The 16956-nt window shown below is 35.7% G+C and carries 9 protein-coding genes and 4 pseudogenes; 6 read left to right on the plus strand and 7 right to left on the minus strand.

The window, feature by feature from the left end; translation table 11 throughout:
• Positions 1–101: 101 nt before the first annotated feature.
• The 3 genes and pseudogenes from SRT_RS01445 to SRT_RS01455 all read left to right on the plus strand — a co-directional run bounded on the left by SRT_RS01445 (position 102) and on the right by SRT_RS01455 (position 2815).
• A pseudogene (locus SRT_RS01445) lies at positions 102–312 on the plus strand (Blp family class II bacteriocin).
• 478 nt (positions 313–790) lie between these two features.
• A complete protein-coding gene (locus tag SRT_RS01450; protein WP_128832798.1) occupies positions 791–1819 on the plus strand; it encodes a DUF6568 family protein in 1029 nt (342 codons plus the stop codon).
• A 780-nt stretch (positions 1820–2599) separates the two neighbouring features.
• Positions 2600–2815, plus strand: a complete 216-nt coding sequence (locus SRT_RS01455; protein WP_128832799.1) for a hypothetical protein — start codon at positions 2600–2602, stop codon at positions 2813–2815.
• A 590-nt stretch (positions 2816–3405) separates the two neighbouring features.
• Here the strand turns inward: SRT_RS01455 and serS are convergent.
• Positions 3406–4680 carry a serine--tRNA ligase gene (gene serS, locus SRT_RS01460; RefSeq protein WP_128832800.1) on the minus strand — a complete coding sequence of 425 codons (1275 nt, stop codon included), beginning with the start codon at positions 4678–4680 and terminating at the stop codon, positions 3406–3408.
• 529 nt (positions 4681–5209) lie between these two features.
• On the opposite strand from serS, the pseudogene SRT_RS01470 reads away from it, so the two are divergent.
• A pseudogene (locus SRT_RS01470) lies at positions 5210–6280 on the plus strand (acyltransferase family protein).
• A 205-nt stretch (positions 6281–6485) separates the two neighbouring features.
• Here the strand turns inward: SRT_RS01470 and SRT_RS01475 are convergent.
• Positions 6486–6881 (minus strand): DUF956 family protein, encoded by a 396-nt coding sequence (locus SRT_RS01475; RefSeq protein ID WP_128832801.1) that lies wholly within the window; start codon positions 6879–6881, stop codon positions 6486–6488.
• Positions 6882–7274: 393 nt separating this feature from the next.
• Between SRT_RS01475 and SRT_RS01480 the strand changes: the two genes are divergently transcribed.
• Positions 7275–7628, plus strand: coding sequence for a hypothetical protein (locus tag SRT_RS01480; protein ID WP_128832802.1), 354 nt, complete (start codon positions 7275–7277; stop codon positions 7626–7628).
• 577 nt (positions 7629–8205) lie between these two features.
• A pseudogene (locus SRT_RS01485) lies at positions 8206–10479 on the plus strand (peptide cleavage/export ABC transporter).
• A gap of 353 nt (positions 10480–10832) precedes the next feature.
• Here the strand turns inward: SRT_RS01485 and SRT_RS01490 are convergent.
• The 5 genes and pseudogenes from SRT_RS01490 to recD2 all read right to left on the minus strand — a co-directional run bounded on the left by SRT_RS01490 (position 10833) and on the right by recD2 (position 16955).
• On the minus strand, positions 10833–11759 hold the full coding sequence (locus tag SRT_RS01490) for a PTS system mannose/fructose/sorbose family transporter subunit IID (protein WP_002265465.1): 927 nt from the start codon (positions 11757–11759) through the stop codon (positions 10833–10835).
• Between the two features lie 14 nt (positions 11760–11773).
• Positions 11774–12592, minus strand: coding sequence for a PTS mannose/fructose/sorbose transporter subunit IIC (locus SRT_RS01495; RefSeq protein WP_128832803.1), 819 nt, complete (start codon positions 12590–12592; stop codon positions 11774–11776).
• 34 nt (positions 12593–12626) lie between these two features.
• Positions 12627–13619, minus strand: a complete 993-nt coding sequence (locus SRT_RS01500; protein WP_128832804.1) for a PTS sugar transporter subunit IIB — start codon at positions 13617–13619, stop codon at positions 12627–12629.
• Positions 13620–14023: 404 nt separating this feature from the next.
• A pseudogene (locus SRT_RS01505) lies at positions 14024–14496 on the minus strand (hypothetical protein).
• 95 nt (positions 14497–14591) lie between these two features.
• The gene (gene recD2 / locus SRT_RS01510; RefSeq protein ID WP_128832805.1) at positions 14592–16955 is read right to left on the minus strand and encodes an SF1B family DNA helicase RecD2; all 2364 of its coding nucleotides are present in this window, start codon (positions 16953–16955) and stop codon (positions 14592–14594) included.
• Between the last annotated feature and the right edge of the window lies 1 nt (position 16956).

A 16956-nucleotide genomic window follows, 5' to 3' on the forward strand; every position in this document is an offset into this window, starting at 1 on the left:
AAGAAAAAATGAAAAAACGGCTCTATAATATCTATAGTAGGTCAACCCACTTTCGATATTATGGAGCTTTGCTTTATGTAAATAATTAAGGGGCTCTTACTATGGAAAAACAATATAATAATTTTAAAATATTGAATAATGATGCATTGGGAAATATCCAAGAAGTCGGTCGAGATCCTAGGTGTGTTACCCTTGTGGGAGCAAGTATTTATGGTGGCTTAGCAGCAGTTGGAGATTTCTGTTGGAGTTGGAGTTGTCATGACAGCCGGTGCAATTGCCAGCGGGAAGTTAGTTTTTGCTGATAAAGGTTAGAGCAATGAGAACTAAAGTAGGTTTAGCTATTTTTATGATATTAGGGATAGTTGGAATTTTTCGCAGTACTGATATTTTTGTAAGTTTAACCTTGATTTGCGCAGAGTTCTATCTTCTGTATTTATTTTTTCGGGATTCTTCCAAATAACGATAATATCTATTCTAAAATTAAAGAAATATACTTGATTGCTTATTACCTTTGCGACATTTTACTTTTATATTGATACGTTATTATATCAGCAGCTATCATTAGGAAAAATACATATGATTAGTAGTAATTGTTTTAGAAATATTAAGGCAAAAACGAAAATAAAAGACCTATAAAATAATTCTTTGGAATAGTATGAAGCTATTGTTTGGGAATATGATAATTAATTGAACTTTTTTGGATTCTAGGAAATAACAGATTGAGCTAGTTTCTAACATTTAAAGAATAAAGCTAAAGCTAAATCTAATCATAAAAGGAGAATAGGAAACAATGAAATATTATAAAACACTATTATTATGTTCGGTCTCGCTATTATTACTAGCAGCTGGTGTTGCTTATGCAGAGGAGGAAACTCCTCAGGGAATAGAAAAAACGGAAGTGTCTGCACCTGCAGTCACAACAGAAACTCAAAGTGCTGATGCTACTGTTGTTCAGGAAACAGTAGCACCAGCAGCAACGACTGCTTCGACAGTTACTTCTTCTGAGAATAAGAGCGAACGCAGTGATGAAAATAGTGTTCGCGAAACTTCTTTGGAGATATCTGACCAAGTTATAGAAAATTCTCAGCCGCCTCAACAAGAGGTGGATACCAGCTCATCAACTGAAAAAACATCAGATAGCAAGAATACAGTATCAGAAGGAGTTTCCGTTGAAGAATACGAAGCAAATGTTGCTAATTTCAAAGCTGTCAGTATGGCAGATGTTTATCACATGTTTGATGATTCAGAGAACGATTACACTTTGTATATCGGTCGTCCCACCTGTCACTACTGTCGGGATTTTTCTCCAATTTTAAAAGAATTTAATGGTTTAATAGGTTCTCAACTTTATTATTATAATACAGATAGGGACGATTTTACGGTTGCAGCCAAGGAATTTCTCACTAAAAAGGTAGGTATGTTTGCTACTCCAACTACTTTATATATTGATAAAGGTCAGTTAATATCTGGTTGGGTAGGTAGCGGTATTACGGAACAAAACCTGTATAACAAGTTATATAGTCATACAATCCAGAAAAAAGAACCTGAATCTGAAAATAATGGGATCGCTCCTGCAGAAGCACCAAATACAGATAAAGAGAACACCAAAGTTATTGACGAGAAGGTTAAAGCTGTTCCAGGAAGCGGTGAACCTGCACCTAACCAAAAAGGAGGGGGAACACCTGCTCCAATAGCAAAAAAATCAGATTTTTCTCAAACGATAGCTGACAAAACAAGTAAAAAGTCACTCACACTCAATAAGATTATCACACAAATATTATCACTTATTCGCGATGCCTTATTAAAGTTAAACGTTTAAAAGGTTAGATATGACGTGACGCATTGCATGATACTTGTTGCTCAGTAGTTCAAAATCTTATAACGTATTTTATTCTTTTCTTTATCATTTAGGATACTTTACTCCATTTCAAAAACAAGTTGTTATACTAGATATGTTAATTGCGCAACTAGGCAAGAAACTAAAAATGAAAAGGGTTTTATGAATAAGGATCTATTTTCTGGTGTTGAAGGTGGAAGCTGTGGCTGGCCAAGTGCAGACGAATCTGTCTTTAGCGATAAATTGGGTGATATTTTCTGGAACTGGCGGTAATCCTGTTCATGAAGCTCTCAGATTAGGTGCATACAATATCATTTTATGGTAGTGATTAACATGTCTAATTACTCTATCTTTTTATTGATTTGGTATATGCTATTTATCAAGTATTAAAATACTTTAATCCTGTAGTCGTCGTTTACTGATATCATTACTTTATTTAATTTATAAAAAGGCTGCATTCATCTGCACCTTATTTTTCATAGTAAGCTCTATTTTGATTCTTTGTGATTAATCGTAAAGTCTCGTTAAATCTGTGGGAAACAAGAGCATGTTCTTTCTCTGTTAGTTTTAGAGTCGAAAGAAAAGGAAGTTGAACTGTTTTAAATTTAATTTTAGTGTTATCAGAATTATATTTTACTTTAATTTAAAGAAAAATGCTCTAGATGTTTCAAATATATTAAACATCTATACTGAACCTTAAATTTTCTTGATTTTTTCTTAAAATTACTTAATATAGTAACTATAAATAAAAAGTTAGATGATATGCTTGCCGGTATAGAAGGCGGAGTCAATTGGGATCGTGTTTTTGCTGGCGCTACGGTTTATGGTGCTGCAACTAGGGCTGTTTGTATGGCTACCGGTCCAATTGGTTGGGGAGCAGTAGCTTACTGGGGTCTTAGTGCAGCATCAGTTGCTTTACTTGGTGGAACCTATGGTGCAATTGGTGGTATCCTTCAAGGTGCAACTGCTTGTGAATAAAACTGGCAGATTTGGTTGATTCTCAACTGCAGTACTCGTTAAACCTTTATTTTTGAATACAAGAAGAAGTTGCTTGTACAATTAAGGTAAGGACATCTACTATTTACACTAAATGGTAGATGTCCTTTTTTGTGTGTTAAATTATCTTTAAGGAGATGACTGTATATTACATCTAATAACCTAACGTCTCTCACATAGCATTCAGGTTATTATTACTCATAGAAGAGATTTCTTTATTCAAAGAACTATTGGGCTTCAATCTTTCTATTTCTAATGTTGCTTTTGTCAAAAGGTATTATCAGATAAAAACTGAGGCCTTTTATGCCCCTTGTAAAGAGTTCATCTCTTATATTTAATTTCTACTTTCTATACTATGAGTAGCCACAAATGGGAGTGATGTATGTATACCACAAAATCCTCATAATAAGTAGATAGCAATCCTATAATTTGATTATTGTTTAGCACGCTAAAAAATAAATCATCTGAATGAACGAATGTTGCTGATGTTCATTCAGATGATGTTTTATATATAGTATTAAGGATTAACTTAATAAGATTGTTGCAATCAGTTACTTTCTTTTTGTGACCAGTTAAGGAACAATCATCTCAGTGCCGCCCATATAAGGACGAAGTACTTCAGGAATCGTCACGGAACCATCTGCATTTTGGTAGTTTTCAAGAATGGCAGCAACGGTACGACCAACAGCTAATCCTGAACCGTTTAGGGTGTGAAGAAGTTTCACCCTGCCATCGGCTTCATCACGGTAACGAATTTGCGCACGACGTGCTTGGAAATCTTCTGTATTGGAACAAGATGAAATTTCACGATAAGTATTTTGTGCGGGAATCCAGACTTCCAAGTCATAGGTCTTGGCAGCTGAAAAGCCCATGTCGCCAGTACATAAGGTAATAACCCGATATGGCAGTTCTAATTTTTGCAGGATATTTTCAGCATTGGCTGTCATTTTTTCCAATTCATTATAAGAATCTTCTGGCTTGGCAAATTTGACCATTTCGACTTTGTGAAATTGATGGAGACGGATAAGTCCACGTGTATCACGACCAGCAGAACCAGCCTCCGAACGAAAAGAAGGGCTCATGGCTGTAAAGTAAATAGGAAGCTCTTTGCCATCGATGATTTCACCACGGTAGTAGTTGGTTAGCGGCACCTCAGCAGTTGGAATCAAGACATAATCATTGTCAGCCAATTCAAAGGTATCTTCTTTAAATTTTGGATACTGTCCTGTGCCAAACATAGAATCATGATTGACCATATAAGGTGGAATAACTTCTGTATAACCTTCTTTAGTATGTTCATCTAGCATGAAATTATAGATAGCACGTTCTAGGCGGGCTCCCAAACCTTTGTAAAAGAGAAAACGAGAGCCAGTTACTTTAGAACCGCGTTCCCAATCAAGAATATTAAGCTCTTCGCCAAGATCCCAGTGCGCTTTGATATCAAAATCAAATTGACGTGGTTTTCCCCAGCGGCGAACTTCAACATTCTCGTCTTCGTCAGCTCCAATAGGAACGTCATCTGCTGGAATATTTGGAAGAGTTGTTGTAAGTGTCTTTAATTGCTCATCAATTTTGATTAGTTGGGTATCAAGTGCTTTGATTTCAGCAGATAATGTTTGCATATCAGCAATCTGCGCTGTTACATCTTCTTGACTACGTTTAGCTTGCGCAATAGCAGCAGAGGCAGTGTTGCGTTTAGCTTTAGCTTCCTCTGATTGGATTAGTAATTGGCGGCGTTTAAGATCAAGTTCTTTCAGATTGTGAAGTATCTTTTCGTCAACCCCACGTTTTGCTAATTTTTCAGCAATTTGGTCGAAATCGTTACGAATACGTTTAATGTCTAACATAAATTAAGATACCAAGCCCCAAACAAGCATAGCAAAATAGGAGTTTTGGCAACGAACGCTTACGTTCTAGGAAAAACTATTTTTTGCACAGCTTATAGAGCAGGTTCAGTTAAGTTCTCTTACTTAACCAAACCTTCCTTTCTATTTTTTATAAAAAACACAGTTTATGATTTGCTGGAGCGCTTAGCTTAGGCGCGGTTCCATCCAGCTTCACAATGACTGTGCTCTTAATTATGATAATCACTTAATAAAGATTGTCTCATTCAGCCTTGCAAACTGGATGGAATCATCTATAACGGTAGAATTTCGGTCAATCACTCTATCTGCTCACAGCTGCCGCAGACTTTCTGCAAAAGAAAAGGACTTACTTATCCGTTGTCTTTATTATACAGGATTAAAAAAGAATGTAAATAAGGATTGTTTAGAAAATGATATTGGAAAATTTCAATTTATGAAAGACAATTAACAAAGTTTCTCAAAATGAAAACATTTTCTCGCTCGCTTTTTTCCTATGTTAAAATAAAGCATTATGAATAAGAAGAATGAAAAAATAAAAAGTTTACCTTATAATGCTGGAATAGATTGCTTACGTATTTTTGCTATGTTTATGATTGTGGTGACGCATGTTTTGGGGAAAGGCGGCATTCGCTCAACGGTAAAAGAGAATTTTGACCTTTATTATTTTGTGACCTGGGGAATTCAAGTATCTGCCTATAGTGCGGTTAATTGCTATGCTTTGATTAGTGGTTATGTCGGTGTTGATTCACCTTATCGTTATTCAAAATGTCTCTCATTGTGGTTGCAGGTCTTCTTCTATACTTTATTATTTATCTTATTTTTACTTTTTGCAAAAGCCTATAACATACCATGACTGGATACAGGCTTTCTTCCCTATTATCACAGGTCAATATTGGTATGTAACGGCTTATTTTGGACTCTTGATTTTTATGCCTATTTTGAATCTGGCTTTAAGAAAGTTAATACCAAGGATTTGAAACATATTGTCCTTTTAGCGATTATCTTCTTTTCTGTTCTTCCTGCATTATTGAATACCAAAGTAGATGAATTTTCATTTGCTAAGGGTTTTAGTATGAATTGGCTGAGTGTACTTTACATTATTGGAGCTTATTTGAAGCGGCTTGACTTGAAGCGTTTATTCAGTCGTAAATTTTTGCTTTTTCTGTGCTTAATGGCAATAGCAGTGACTTTTATAGCTAAAGTATTTATTGGAGATATCTGGTACTGGTATACCTCTCCCACTCTTCTTTGTGAAGCAGTGACTATTTTTATCTTTTTTGTCACTTTAGATATTAAAAAGACTGGTAGATTGTTTAGAATCATTCAACGAATGGCACCGGCAACATTAGGAGTTTATCTTTTTCACCTAAATCCCCTTTTGGTTAAATTTCTTTTGAAAGATGGTTTTGAGTCATTTGTGACTGCTCCTATATGGCTTTTTCCTTTTTTGATTTTAGGGACGGCTCTCCTTATTTACCTCCTTTCGACTCTAGTTGAGCTTTTACGGATAAAACTATTTGCTTATCTTAAGGTCAGACACCTTATTCTTAAATTGGATACTTATCTGCCATTTGACAATTAAAAGGTTTAATGACCTTTTATCTTGATAACGGTTCGGTTTTGATGAAGTTGTCTAGAAACTGTTGAATATTATTTATTTTCAGCATATCCTATGCGAATTTATAGAGGAAATTGACTAGATCTTTTCGATTTGCAATTAAAATAACAAAAAACTGAAGAAAAAAAGATTAGAATATTGAAACAGGATGTGCTGTTAGATGATTGGTCTAACTTAACATTCTACAATTTCTTATCCTAATCCTTGTTTTTCGTTTAAAGAAGCCAGCAATCTTTTGAAGTAAACTAGGGTAGCGAACCACTTTATCGTTGCCAACATGCTGTCTTGCAATTTTTAGAATTTTACCAGAATCAGATGAGGCAAAGAGGAATTTTCCTTTATCCGTAACAATTTCAAAGTGTCGGCTGACTTTTTTTCGATTGACATTGGCTCCTATTTCAATAATACTAGACCAAGGGATTTGGATAAAGTGTTCCACATTAGCATCGTTATAAAATTCAAAGCTACGATCGCCAAGAAGAAATTTTCCAACTTTGCCACCTACGCCTAAATATGATACACCTTTGCCTGTGTATTCAACTTTTGTATTAATTGACTGTGCCATAAATTTACTCCTGATTAAATATATTTTATTATATCAAAAAACGGAGGGCTGCGCTATTTTAGATAGCAAAATTAGCGAAGTCAGCTATACAGTTGAGGTTCCCTAGCTCTGCACAGCCTTTAGACATAAAAAACTTCCTCTGTGGGCTCAATGACATTATTCACTATTGCCATTAGGGGAGTATATCAAATCTACCTTGTTATTGATTGATTATGCCATATTTATCTTGAGTAAAAAAATAATAGTGAGTAGATACTAAGAAAATAATCAAAATAACAGAATATTTATTATAATATTTCAGTAATGCTAAAAAAGACTAAAATAACCATTGAATCAAACTATAAGTTATTTTTATGTTAGACTAGTATGCAAAAATGGAAAGAGAGAAATATTATGAAATGTCAAGCGTTTGAAGATTTTAAAGCTACAAGTTTGAATAAGCTGTCTTATACGACAGGTGGAGCTACTGATGGTGAAATTATAGCTAATCGGATGTTACAAGGTAAAGCTACTAAGGGCGAAATTACTATGTATACTTGGAACATTATTCAAAATGGCTGGGTGAATTCACTCATGTCTTGGGGTATTGGTGGTTATAATAGTTCTATAGGATACTCAGCTCAAGGTAATAGAGGATTTAGTAATTATCCATACGATGTTTCTATGGATTCAGATAATAGCAGTAGTTCAAGTAATCTGACAGGTGGTTACGTTAATTATAACCAGAGTTTCAATTCTGGATGGTAAAGTTAAATCAAGCAGATTTTATCATGATGAGGAGTTCTTTTTAATAGAATAATTAGCGCTTGATAATTTTACCTGTGCAAGTGGCTAAAGTCTAATATGACAATTATTTTCAGGTTGATGCAGGTATATACATAAAATTGGGCTTATGTATATAGGAAATGCTGTAATTTATACCTGAGGAATTGTTCAAAGTTCATGTGAAAAAATTATGGAGCGTATCGTTAGCAGGTTTTCTGGTACAGGTGGTCCCCCTCCTATCATTTTAACTTAGATTTAATAATTGTGGATATAGCGTAACAGGAATTTCATCAGATGGTTTGTTCCTCATGTTCAGGAGTTTCTGAACATGAGCAGTATAATCCATAACGAGTCTGCAATGGTGGTTAACTAACAATACATCAGTTCTAATATGAGCACTAGCCTGACTATACAGATGTCAGGCTTTTTGTGAATAGTTTGTTAAGGGCACCTCTAAAAACTCTTTTTTAATCAGAAGCTTGATTTAACAACGTTTACGAATGTTAAGCAGAAGAAATTTTTGAGTTTTCTAGGTGCCTTTGATTAGAAGGAATAATATATGAACATATTTTCTTATCTTCTTTTGACTGTAGTTTTAGTATTATTAGTCAATTTATTCTTAGAATTTATAAAATACTTTTTTAAAACAACTCCAGCAATGAATAAGGAAAATTCTAAGAAATCTTCAATTTTTTTGTGGAGTCGAACTAGACGTTTTAAATTTGTACCACAAGTCGATAATAGAGACTGTGGCCCGGCTGCTCTAGCCTCTATCGCTAAACATTATGGTTCATCTGCGTGAACTTACAAAGACAGATCGACAAGGCACCACAGCATTAGGCATCATTGAAGCTGCCAAAAATATTGGATTTGAAACTTACTCGCTAGATGCTGATATGTCTTTATTTAATTATGATGACCTTATTTATCCTTTTATTGTTCATGTTGTTAAAAATAAACGACTTCAACATTACTATGTTGTTTATGACGATGAAGGAGATAGTCTAATCATCGGAGATCCAGATCCTTCTGTCAAAGTTATTCGCATGTCTAAGGAGAGATTTCAACATGAATGGACGGGTGTAGCTATCTTCTTTTCTCCAAAGGATGATTATCAGCCTCAAAAAGATAAAAGAAGAGGACTAACAAGTTTCATACCTTCTTTTTAAAGCAAAAGAGCCTCTTGTTCTATATTGTAATGGCGAGTTTAATCATTACTTTAATAGAAATTATTGGAGCTTTTTATCTCCAAGTAATGCTGGATGAGTATATTCCCAGTCAAAAAATTTCAACTTTAGGCTTTATCACTTTAGGATTGATAATAACTTATGTTGCCCAACAAATAATAGCTTTTGCAAAAGAGTACTTATTAATTATATTAGGACAAAGGCTGGTAATTGATGTTATACTTACTTATATTAAGCACATTTTTATTCTTCCGATGTCTTTTTTTTCGACAAGACGAACGGGAGAAATCACATCTCGCTTCACTGATGCCAATCAAATTATTGATGCTGTGGCGTCAACAATTTTTTCTATTTTCTTAGACATTTCGATGGTATTTATAGTTGGTGGAGTATTATTAATTCAAAATGTCGTTTTATTTTTCCTAGCCTTGCTCTGCGTTCCTATCTACATTATCATTGTTTTTGCATTTATGAAAATGTTTGGTTACTTAAACTATGAGGTAATGGAAAGTAATGCGATAATGTCTTCATCTGTTATTGAGGATATTAATGGAATAGAAACTATCAAATCTTTGACGAGTGAAGAAGTTAGCTATCAGAGAATTGACAAGGAATTTGTTGATTTTTTAGAGAAATCTTTTAGGCTGCATAAGTATGGAGCGATTCAAGCCTCAATTAAAACTGCTGCAAAGCTAATTTTGAATATCGTTATTCTATGGTATGGAGCACGATTGGTTATGATTGGAAAAATTTCAGTGGGTCAAATGATTGCTTTTAATGTGCTTTTAGGATATTTTTCAAGCCCAATTGAAAATATGATTAATTTACAAATTAAGCTCCAATCAGCCCGCATAGCTAATACGCGTCTCAATGAAGTCTATCTGGTCGATTCTGAGTTTGAAAATAATGGGGAGCTTTCAGAAGCCAGCTTTTTGGATGGGGATATCTCTTTTGAAAAGTTATCTTACAAGTATGGTTATGGTCGTGATACTCTGTCAGATATCAATCTAACTATTAAAAAAGGTTCAAAGGTCAGTCTGGTCGGAGCCTCTGGTTCTGGTAAAACGACTCTTGCCAAGATGATTGTCAATTTTTATGAACCTATACAGGGTCTTATCCGTCTTAATGGCTATGACCTAAAAGATATAGATAAGACTGTTTTACGCCAGCATATTAACTATCTCCCCCAACAAGCTTATGTCTTTAGTGGTACCATTATGGATAATCTGACCTTGGGAGCCAAGGAAGACACTATTCAGGAAGATATTATTCGAGCCTGTAAAATTGCTGAGATTCATTCAGACATTGAGCAAATGCCGCTGGGGTACCAAACTGAGTTATCTGACAGTTATGGAGTTTCCGGCGGTCAGAAGCAGCGGATTGCTCTGGCTCGTGCTCTCTTAACTCAAGCTCCAGTTTTGATTTTGGATGAGGCCACCAGCAGTTTGGATGTCCTGACTGAAAAGAAAATCGTCAATAACCTTATGGCTATGACCAATAAGACTATTGTTTTTGTGGCTCACCGTTTGAGTATTGCTCAACGGACAGACCGGATTATTGTTATGAATCAAGGTAAGATTGTGGAAGAAGGCAGCCATAAAGAACTCTTGGATAATAAAGGCTTCTACTACAAGCTATTTAACTAAGGGAAATATTATCATGAATTTAAAATTATCCGAAATACACCATACCGCCGCTGCCATGATTTTCCGACAGTGTTGGTTGTACTTGGTACTTGTTTTGATTATTTTCATTAAAGCTTTTCTCTGTTTTATCAAGAAAGAGCTCTCTATCATCTCTCAAGGTGGGCAAGGATAACTTACTTCATAAATGGAGAATTGAATGTTAACTTTTACACAAATGTGAAGTGCAATCCTAATTGTTAGATTTTTTCTAATTGTTGGGATGCATTTTATTTTTTGTATCATTCACTAGGAAATATCAAAAAAACCATACCCAATTTTTTTGAAATCAGATATGGAAAATTCTAATTTTTTATTTACATCAATCCAATGACGTGAGCAACAATACCTACAACGAACAGTCCCAGAATCATTACAATTGGAGAAACTTTTTTCTTAAGCAACCACATACAAAGAAGTGTAAGTAGAAGAGCCATCAAACCTGGAAGTAATTTATCCAATTGATCTTGTAAAGTTTCCACTTTTACATTTGTTAAGCTCAAATTATCTTTAACACCTTGAAGTATCTTTTGAAGCTGACCGCTATGAATAACTTCGCTGTCTTTAGGGAATTGTATATAAGTGGCTCCATTATCATTCGTTAATTTAGTTGATGGGAGTTTCAGCGCGAAATTAATCGTTACCCAACGCTGAACGAGTGCCCCAATAACAAACATACCAAGGATTGAAGCCCCTTTAGTAATATTTTTGAGAATCCCTCCTGAGAGATCTTTAGTGATTTCTGTACCTGCTTTATAGCCAAACTCTTGTGTATACCATAGGAAAGCCATACGGATAATATTCCAAGCAAAGAAGAAGATGATTGGTCCCAGAATGTTTCCTGATATTGCAAGAGAAGCCCCAAGGGCACCCAGTGTTGGACGAAGAACAAACCAGAAAACGGGATCTCCGATACCGGCTAATGGTCCCATCATACCGATTTTAATTCCCTGAATAGCAGCATCATCCACTTTAGTACCGTTTGATTTTTCTTCTTCTAAAGCAAGTGTTACTCCTAAGATAGGAGCAGCAATATATGGATGAGTATTGAAAAATTCCAAATGACGCTCAAGGGCGGCAGCACGGTCTTCCTTGTTTTTGTAAAGTTTTTTGATAGCTGGAATCAAAGCATATGCCCAACCTAAATTTTGCATCCGTTCATAGTTCCAAGAACCTTGCAAGAAGGTTGAACGCCACCATACTTTATGACGATCAGATTTTGATAATTGAATTCTTTCTGACATTATAATGCTCCCTTCTAGTAGTCCTCTAAGATATCGCCAATTGGATCGTTTGAACTGGAAGACGCTTGTCCATTACTACTGTTTCTACCAGTTTGATTAGTAAGGGCGATATAAATCATAGCAAGTGCTACACCTACCATACCAAGTCCAAACAAAGTAATTTGTGTATCTGGGATAGCGGCGAGAACAAAACCGATAATAAAGAAAGGCCAGACCTCTCTTGTAGCCATCATGTTAAGGATCATTGCATAACCTACGGCGACTACCATACCACCGCCAATAGTCATACCATCAGATAGCCAACTAGGGATAGCTTCCAGTATTGATTTAACATGATTAGCAGGGAGAGCAAGAAGTAAGGCAATAGGGAAAACGATACGAAGACCTTGAAGAAGAAGAGCAAAATAATGTGAACGTTCAACAGCACGAATATTGCCATTCTTAGCAGCAGCATCGGCTCCATGGACGATACCAATTGAAATAGCGCGTACCACCATTGTTAGTGCAAGACCAGCAATAGCAAGAGGGACTGCAACACCATAGGCAATGGTAATACCTTTTTGTGAAAAATCTCCTCCTTTAATCATAATGACTGCCGCTGCGGTTGAAGCGAGTGCGACATCAGGAGCGACAGCAGCACCGATATTTGCCCAACCAAGAGCAAGAAACTGCAAGGTTCCCCCAAGCATGATACCTGCAACTGTGTGACCAGATGCTAAACCAATCAAGGTACAAGATACAAGTGGTTGGTGGAATTGAAATTGATCCAAGATACCATCAAGACCTGCAAGGAAGGCGATGATAAGGATCAAAATAATAGAAATAACTGACATTATTATAGTTCCTTTCGTTGTTTAATAAATAAAGTTATTGCACATGCGCTTTTTCGATTAAATCAAACAAGTCTTTTTGAGAATCGTTTGGCACTTTACGGACATCGAATTTAACTCCGAGATCACGTAGCTTTTCAAAAGTTGCAACATCATCTTTATCCATAGATATTACATTGTTAACCATGGTTTTACCAGTTGAGTGAGCCATTGAGCCAATGTTTAATTCTGTGATTGGAACACCGCCTTCAATTGCTTCAAGAGCTTCTTGCGGTGTTTCAAATAAGATCAGTGCATGTGTATTTCCAAAACGCGGATCTTTTGCTGCTTCAATTAATTTTTTAATGGGTACAACATTGGCTTTGACACCGCCAGGTGCAGCTTGCTTGATTAATCCTTTACGTAATTCATCCTTAGCAACTGTGTCAGATGCAACAATGATACGGTCAGCTTTAGAAGCCGGCGTCCAGTTAGTCGCAACTTGTCCATGCAAAAGCCGTGTATCAACACGTGCAAGGTTAATTTTAAGTTTGCCATCACCAATGACAGTGCCTTCGGGGATAGCACCTTGATGCGCTGCCTTTTCAGTAGGTGTTGTAGAAGCTTCTTCCTGAGGCTGTAATTCTTCAGGAAGGATTTTGACTCCGTCTTTGGCTTCTTTGATGATATTTGCAGCAACCTGTTCAACGCCTGCAGAAGCATCCATCATGCGTTCTGTATAGGCTTGAATAAGCATAGGCAAATTAAGTCCAGTAATGATGGCAAATTTACGGTCAGGATTTTCTTCCATGACACGACTCGCTTGATTAAATGGAGAACCACTCCATAGATCAGCTAGCACTAAAATCTCATCATCAGCATCGAATACAGCAATTGCATCGTTAAATTTGGCATAAAGATCATCAGGTCCTTCACTTGGCATAAAGGTGACAACCTGAACTTTTTCCTGATCACCAAAGATCATAGAACCAGATTGATGAATGCCGGCGGCAAATTCGCCATGACTGGCGATAACGATTCCGATAGCCATTCTTGTTCTTCCTCCTTTTAAATATTTTTTCTCAGATAAAAAGAATAATGTTATTCTCTTTAATTAAAGAAATTTAAGAACATTATTATTGTAAAACGTTTACATAAAAAAAGCAATAGCATTTGAAAGAAATTTTCAAAAGATAGCAAAAAACAGCAAAAGTAATCATTTTGTCTACTTTTAAAAGCAAGTAAAATTAGGCTTGATTTTGCTATGGTAGATTTTTTTGAAAGTGAAAGAAACTGATAGAATTTGTGAAGTGTTTTTGTTTGAGATAGGCAAAAAAAGAGCATGATATAGAAGTCAGAAAATCTAAGATTTTTACTTCTTATCACACTCTTTTTAGCATTAAAATGTATGAAACTGCCAGCTCTAAATAAGAAAATGAGCTTTTTACGTCAACTTTAAGCTTCTTCTTCTTTTTCTGCTAGTATCCTTGCTTTTTGGATAGTGTAGAAATAAAGAACAATAAAAGCAATTTGAATAACTAATGAAAAAACGGTAAATGTTCCAAAGATAAGGCTATAGATAATGTCAAACGTTTTAATACCAATACCCAGATAGTAGGGAATAAAGCTGATAGTTTGTTGCTTTTTAATTTTGATAAATTAAGAAAACAAAAGACAGCAATTGTAGCAGCAATAATAATTGCCAAAATAGAAATCATGATAGATAATGGTGTAATATTTTGTTTAAATGCCGCTAGTTGTTTTGCTGTTAGGTTAAATTGATCAATGGTTCCATTTTTTATTGCCTGTTGTATGGAAACAATGCCAAGCAACCCCCAAAGTCCCAAGACAAAGGTTAAAATATTAAGAACAGCGATAGCAATAGTGCTGCTTTTAAAAGCTCGGGCTGTTTTTTCGTATGATATCATGTAAACCTCCAAAATAAGCTTGTATTAATAGACATAAGCTTATTTTAACATAAACTAAAGGAGATGAAAATAGGTAAGGAAGAATATCTTTGTTATTATTTCTTAAAAAATAAGTCAATGTCAGCTTGAGATAAGCCAATCATAGGATCAATGGTTAAGATATTTCTTTCTGTCAAAATAAAATCTTTCTTTAACATAGCCGCATTTTCTTTTACCCTTTGTTTATTTTTATCGAGGTTATGGTAGTCGCTGCATTCCTCTTTCTTAAAGCGTTCAATAAGATAAGTTTTTCTTTTCGTTCCTTCATTTCTGATGGCGTCATCAAAGGCTGCAATTTCTCCCAACATGACAAGTTTGCTTTTTGAGCGTGTGATAGCTGTATAAATGAGATTGCGTTGCAAGAGTCTGCCGCTTTGGCGTGTGACAGGAAGAATAACTACTTTAAATTCACTGCCTTGAGATTTGTGGATACTCATAGCATAGGCGAGTGTTATTTTCAACCATTCATTGCGAGGATAGGAAATCTCAGTTCCATCAAAATCCAGGATCAGTTCATCTTGTTTGGACTCTGTATATTTTGCGGGAATAAGATCAGTAATGTAACCAATGTCACCATTAAAGACATTGATTTGTGCATCGTTGACAAGATGGAGCACTTTATCGCCCTTGCGAAAATGAAGATCATTGAATTGAAATTCTAATTGATCATTTAAGGGGTTGAGCAAATCTTGCATCAGTTTATTAAGATGCGTAATCCCTGCTAGTCCACGATACATAGGTGCTAAAATCTGCACTTCCTGAGCATTTATACCACTTTTAAGGGCAGAACTGACGATCTTTTCAATCATTTGCGGAATATGATTGCTCTGTGCTTCAAAATAAGAACGGTCGGCTTTTTTAGCTGTGAAATCTGCTGGAAGGCGGCCTTGGCGGATCTGGCTGGCAAGCATGACAATAGTTGAGTCTTCAGATTGTCTGAATATTTTAGTTAAAGAAACTTGCGGTAATCTATTTATTTTTAGTAAATCAGCCAAAACTTGACCCGGACCGACGGATGGGAGCTGATCACTATCACCAACAATAATAACTTGTGTATTTGAAGCAATAGCACTAAACAATTGATTAGCCAGCCAAGTATCAACCATAGAAAACTCATCAATAATAATGAGATCGCAATCCAGATAATCATCAAGCGCCTGATATTCACTATCACCATTAAGTCCCAAATGCCGGTGAATGGTAGCACTAGGTAAACCTGTTAGTTCATTCATCCGTCTAGCAGCACGGCCAGTCGGGGCAGCCAGAATAATAGGCAGGTCACTTTTTTGCAGATCAATTTGATGCAAATTAGCATAAGCTTTAATAATTCCATTGATGACAGTCGTTTTTCCGGTTCCTGGACCGCCTGTTAAAAGGAAAACCTTGCTTTGAATAGCTTTTTGGATGGCATCTTTTTGTGCTTTGTCATAGTTAATTTTAAATTCTGCTTGAATATGTTTAATTTCAGCTTGAATATCTTGGCTATTGCTCTCTTTTTCAAGTGTTCTATCCATAATACGGGTGAGATGCTTATGAATGCCTGATTCGGCATAAAAAAGCGTATTATCAAAGATTTTAGTGCCAATATGTTGTACCTTGTCTTCGGAGATTAATTGTGTCAGTTCCTGAGCAACTTGACTGGGATCCAGTTCGACTTGTCTTGCCTCTTCAAGAATAAAAAGAGATTTTTCGAGTAATTCTTTGGCTTCAATATAGGTGTCCCCTTTGTCAATAGAGGTTTCTAAAAGAGTGTGGACAAGAGCAGCACGAAAACGCTGAGGAGCATTGCTGTTAATACCTACTTGTTCTGCTAACTTGTCAGCCATTTTGAAGCCAATGCCTTGAATATCCTCAACCAATTGATAAGGATTTTCAGTGATAATAGTCAAACTGTCTTCTTTATAATGTTCAAAAATTTGAACAGCTGTTTTGTTATTTAAACCATATTCCGCTAATTTTGCTAGAATTTGTTCAGCACCGTAGTTAAGACGAAGTTTACTAACCAAATTTTCTCTATTAGCCTTAGAAAGTCCAGTAATGCTTTCTAACTTATCAGGATCTTCCAGAATATTATCAATAGGGTCATCACCGTATAACTGAATGATTTTTTCGGCTGTTTTTTTCCCAATTCCCTTGAAATGCTGACTGGAAAAATACTTAATCAGACCAGCAGAAGAGGGTTTAGCACGCTGATATCTTTCCACTTTTAACTGCTGTCCATATTTAGGATGCTGGGTCAATTCACCCCAAAAAGTATAATTTTCCCCTTCAATAACATCAGCAATAGTCCCCGTCACAATAATTTCAAAATCATCAAAATCGCTGTCAGTATCGTCAATTTCCAGAAGAATAATTTTAAAAAAATTGCTGGCATTTTCAAAAATAACACGGTCAATGGTGCCTGAAAAGTAATAGGTCATA

The sequence above is a fragment of the Streptococcus troglodytae genome (genome assembly GCF_002355215.1).
Classification (GTDB): domain Bacteria; phylum Bacillota; class Bacilli; order Lactobacillales; family Streptococcaceae; genus Streptococcus; species Streptococcus troglodytae.

Coding starts and splice junctions, on each gene's coding strand:
- SRT_RS01450 (WP_128832798.1), top strand. CDS start 791: ATGAAATATTATAAAACACTATTATTATGTTCGGTCTCGCTATTATTA.
- serS (WP_128832800.1), bottom strand. CDS start 4,680: ATGTTAGACATTAAACGTATTCGTAACGATTTCGACCAAATTGCTGAA.
- SRT_RS01490 (WP_002265465.1), bottom strand. CDS start 11,759: ATGTCAGAAAGAATTCAATTATCAAAATCTGATCGTCATAAAGTATGG.
- SRT_RS01455 (WP_128832799.1), top strand. CDS start 2,600: ATGCTTGCCGGTATAGAAGGCGGAGTCAATTGGGATCGTGTTTTTGCT.
- recD2 (WP_128832805.1), bottom strand. CDS start 16,955: ATGACCTATTACTTTTCAGGCACCATTGACCGTGTTATTTTTGAAAAT.
- SRT_RS01475 (WP_128832801.1), bottom strand. CDS start 6,881: ATGGCACAGTCAATTAATACAAAAGTTGAATACACAGGCAAAGGTGTA.
- SRT_RS01500 (WP_128832804.1), bottom strand. CDS start 13,619: ATGGCTATCGGAATCGTTATCGCCAGTCATGGCGAATTTGCCGCCGGC.
- SRT_RS01480 (WP_128832802.1), top strand. CDS start 7,275: ATGAAATGTCAAGCGTTTGAAGATTTTAAAGCTACAAGTTTGAATAAG.
- SRT_RS01495 (WP_128832803.1), bottom strand. CDS start 12,592: ATGTCAGTTATTTCTATTATTTTGATCCTTATCATCGCCTTCCTTGCA.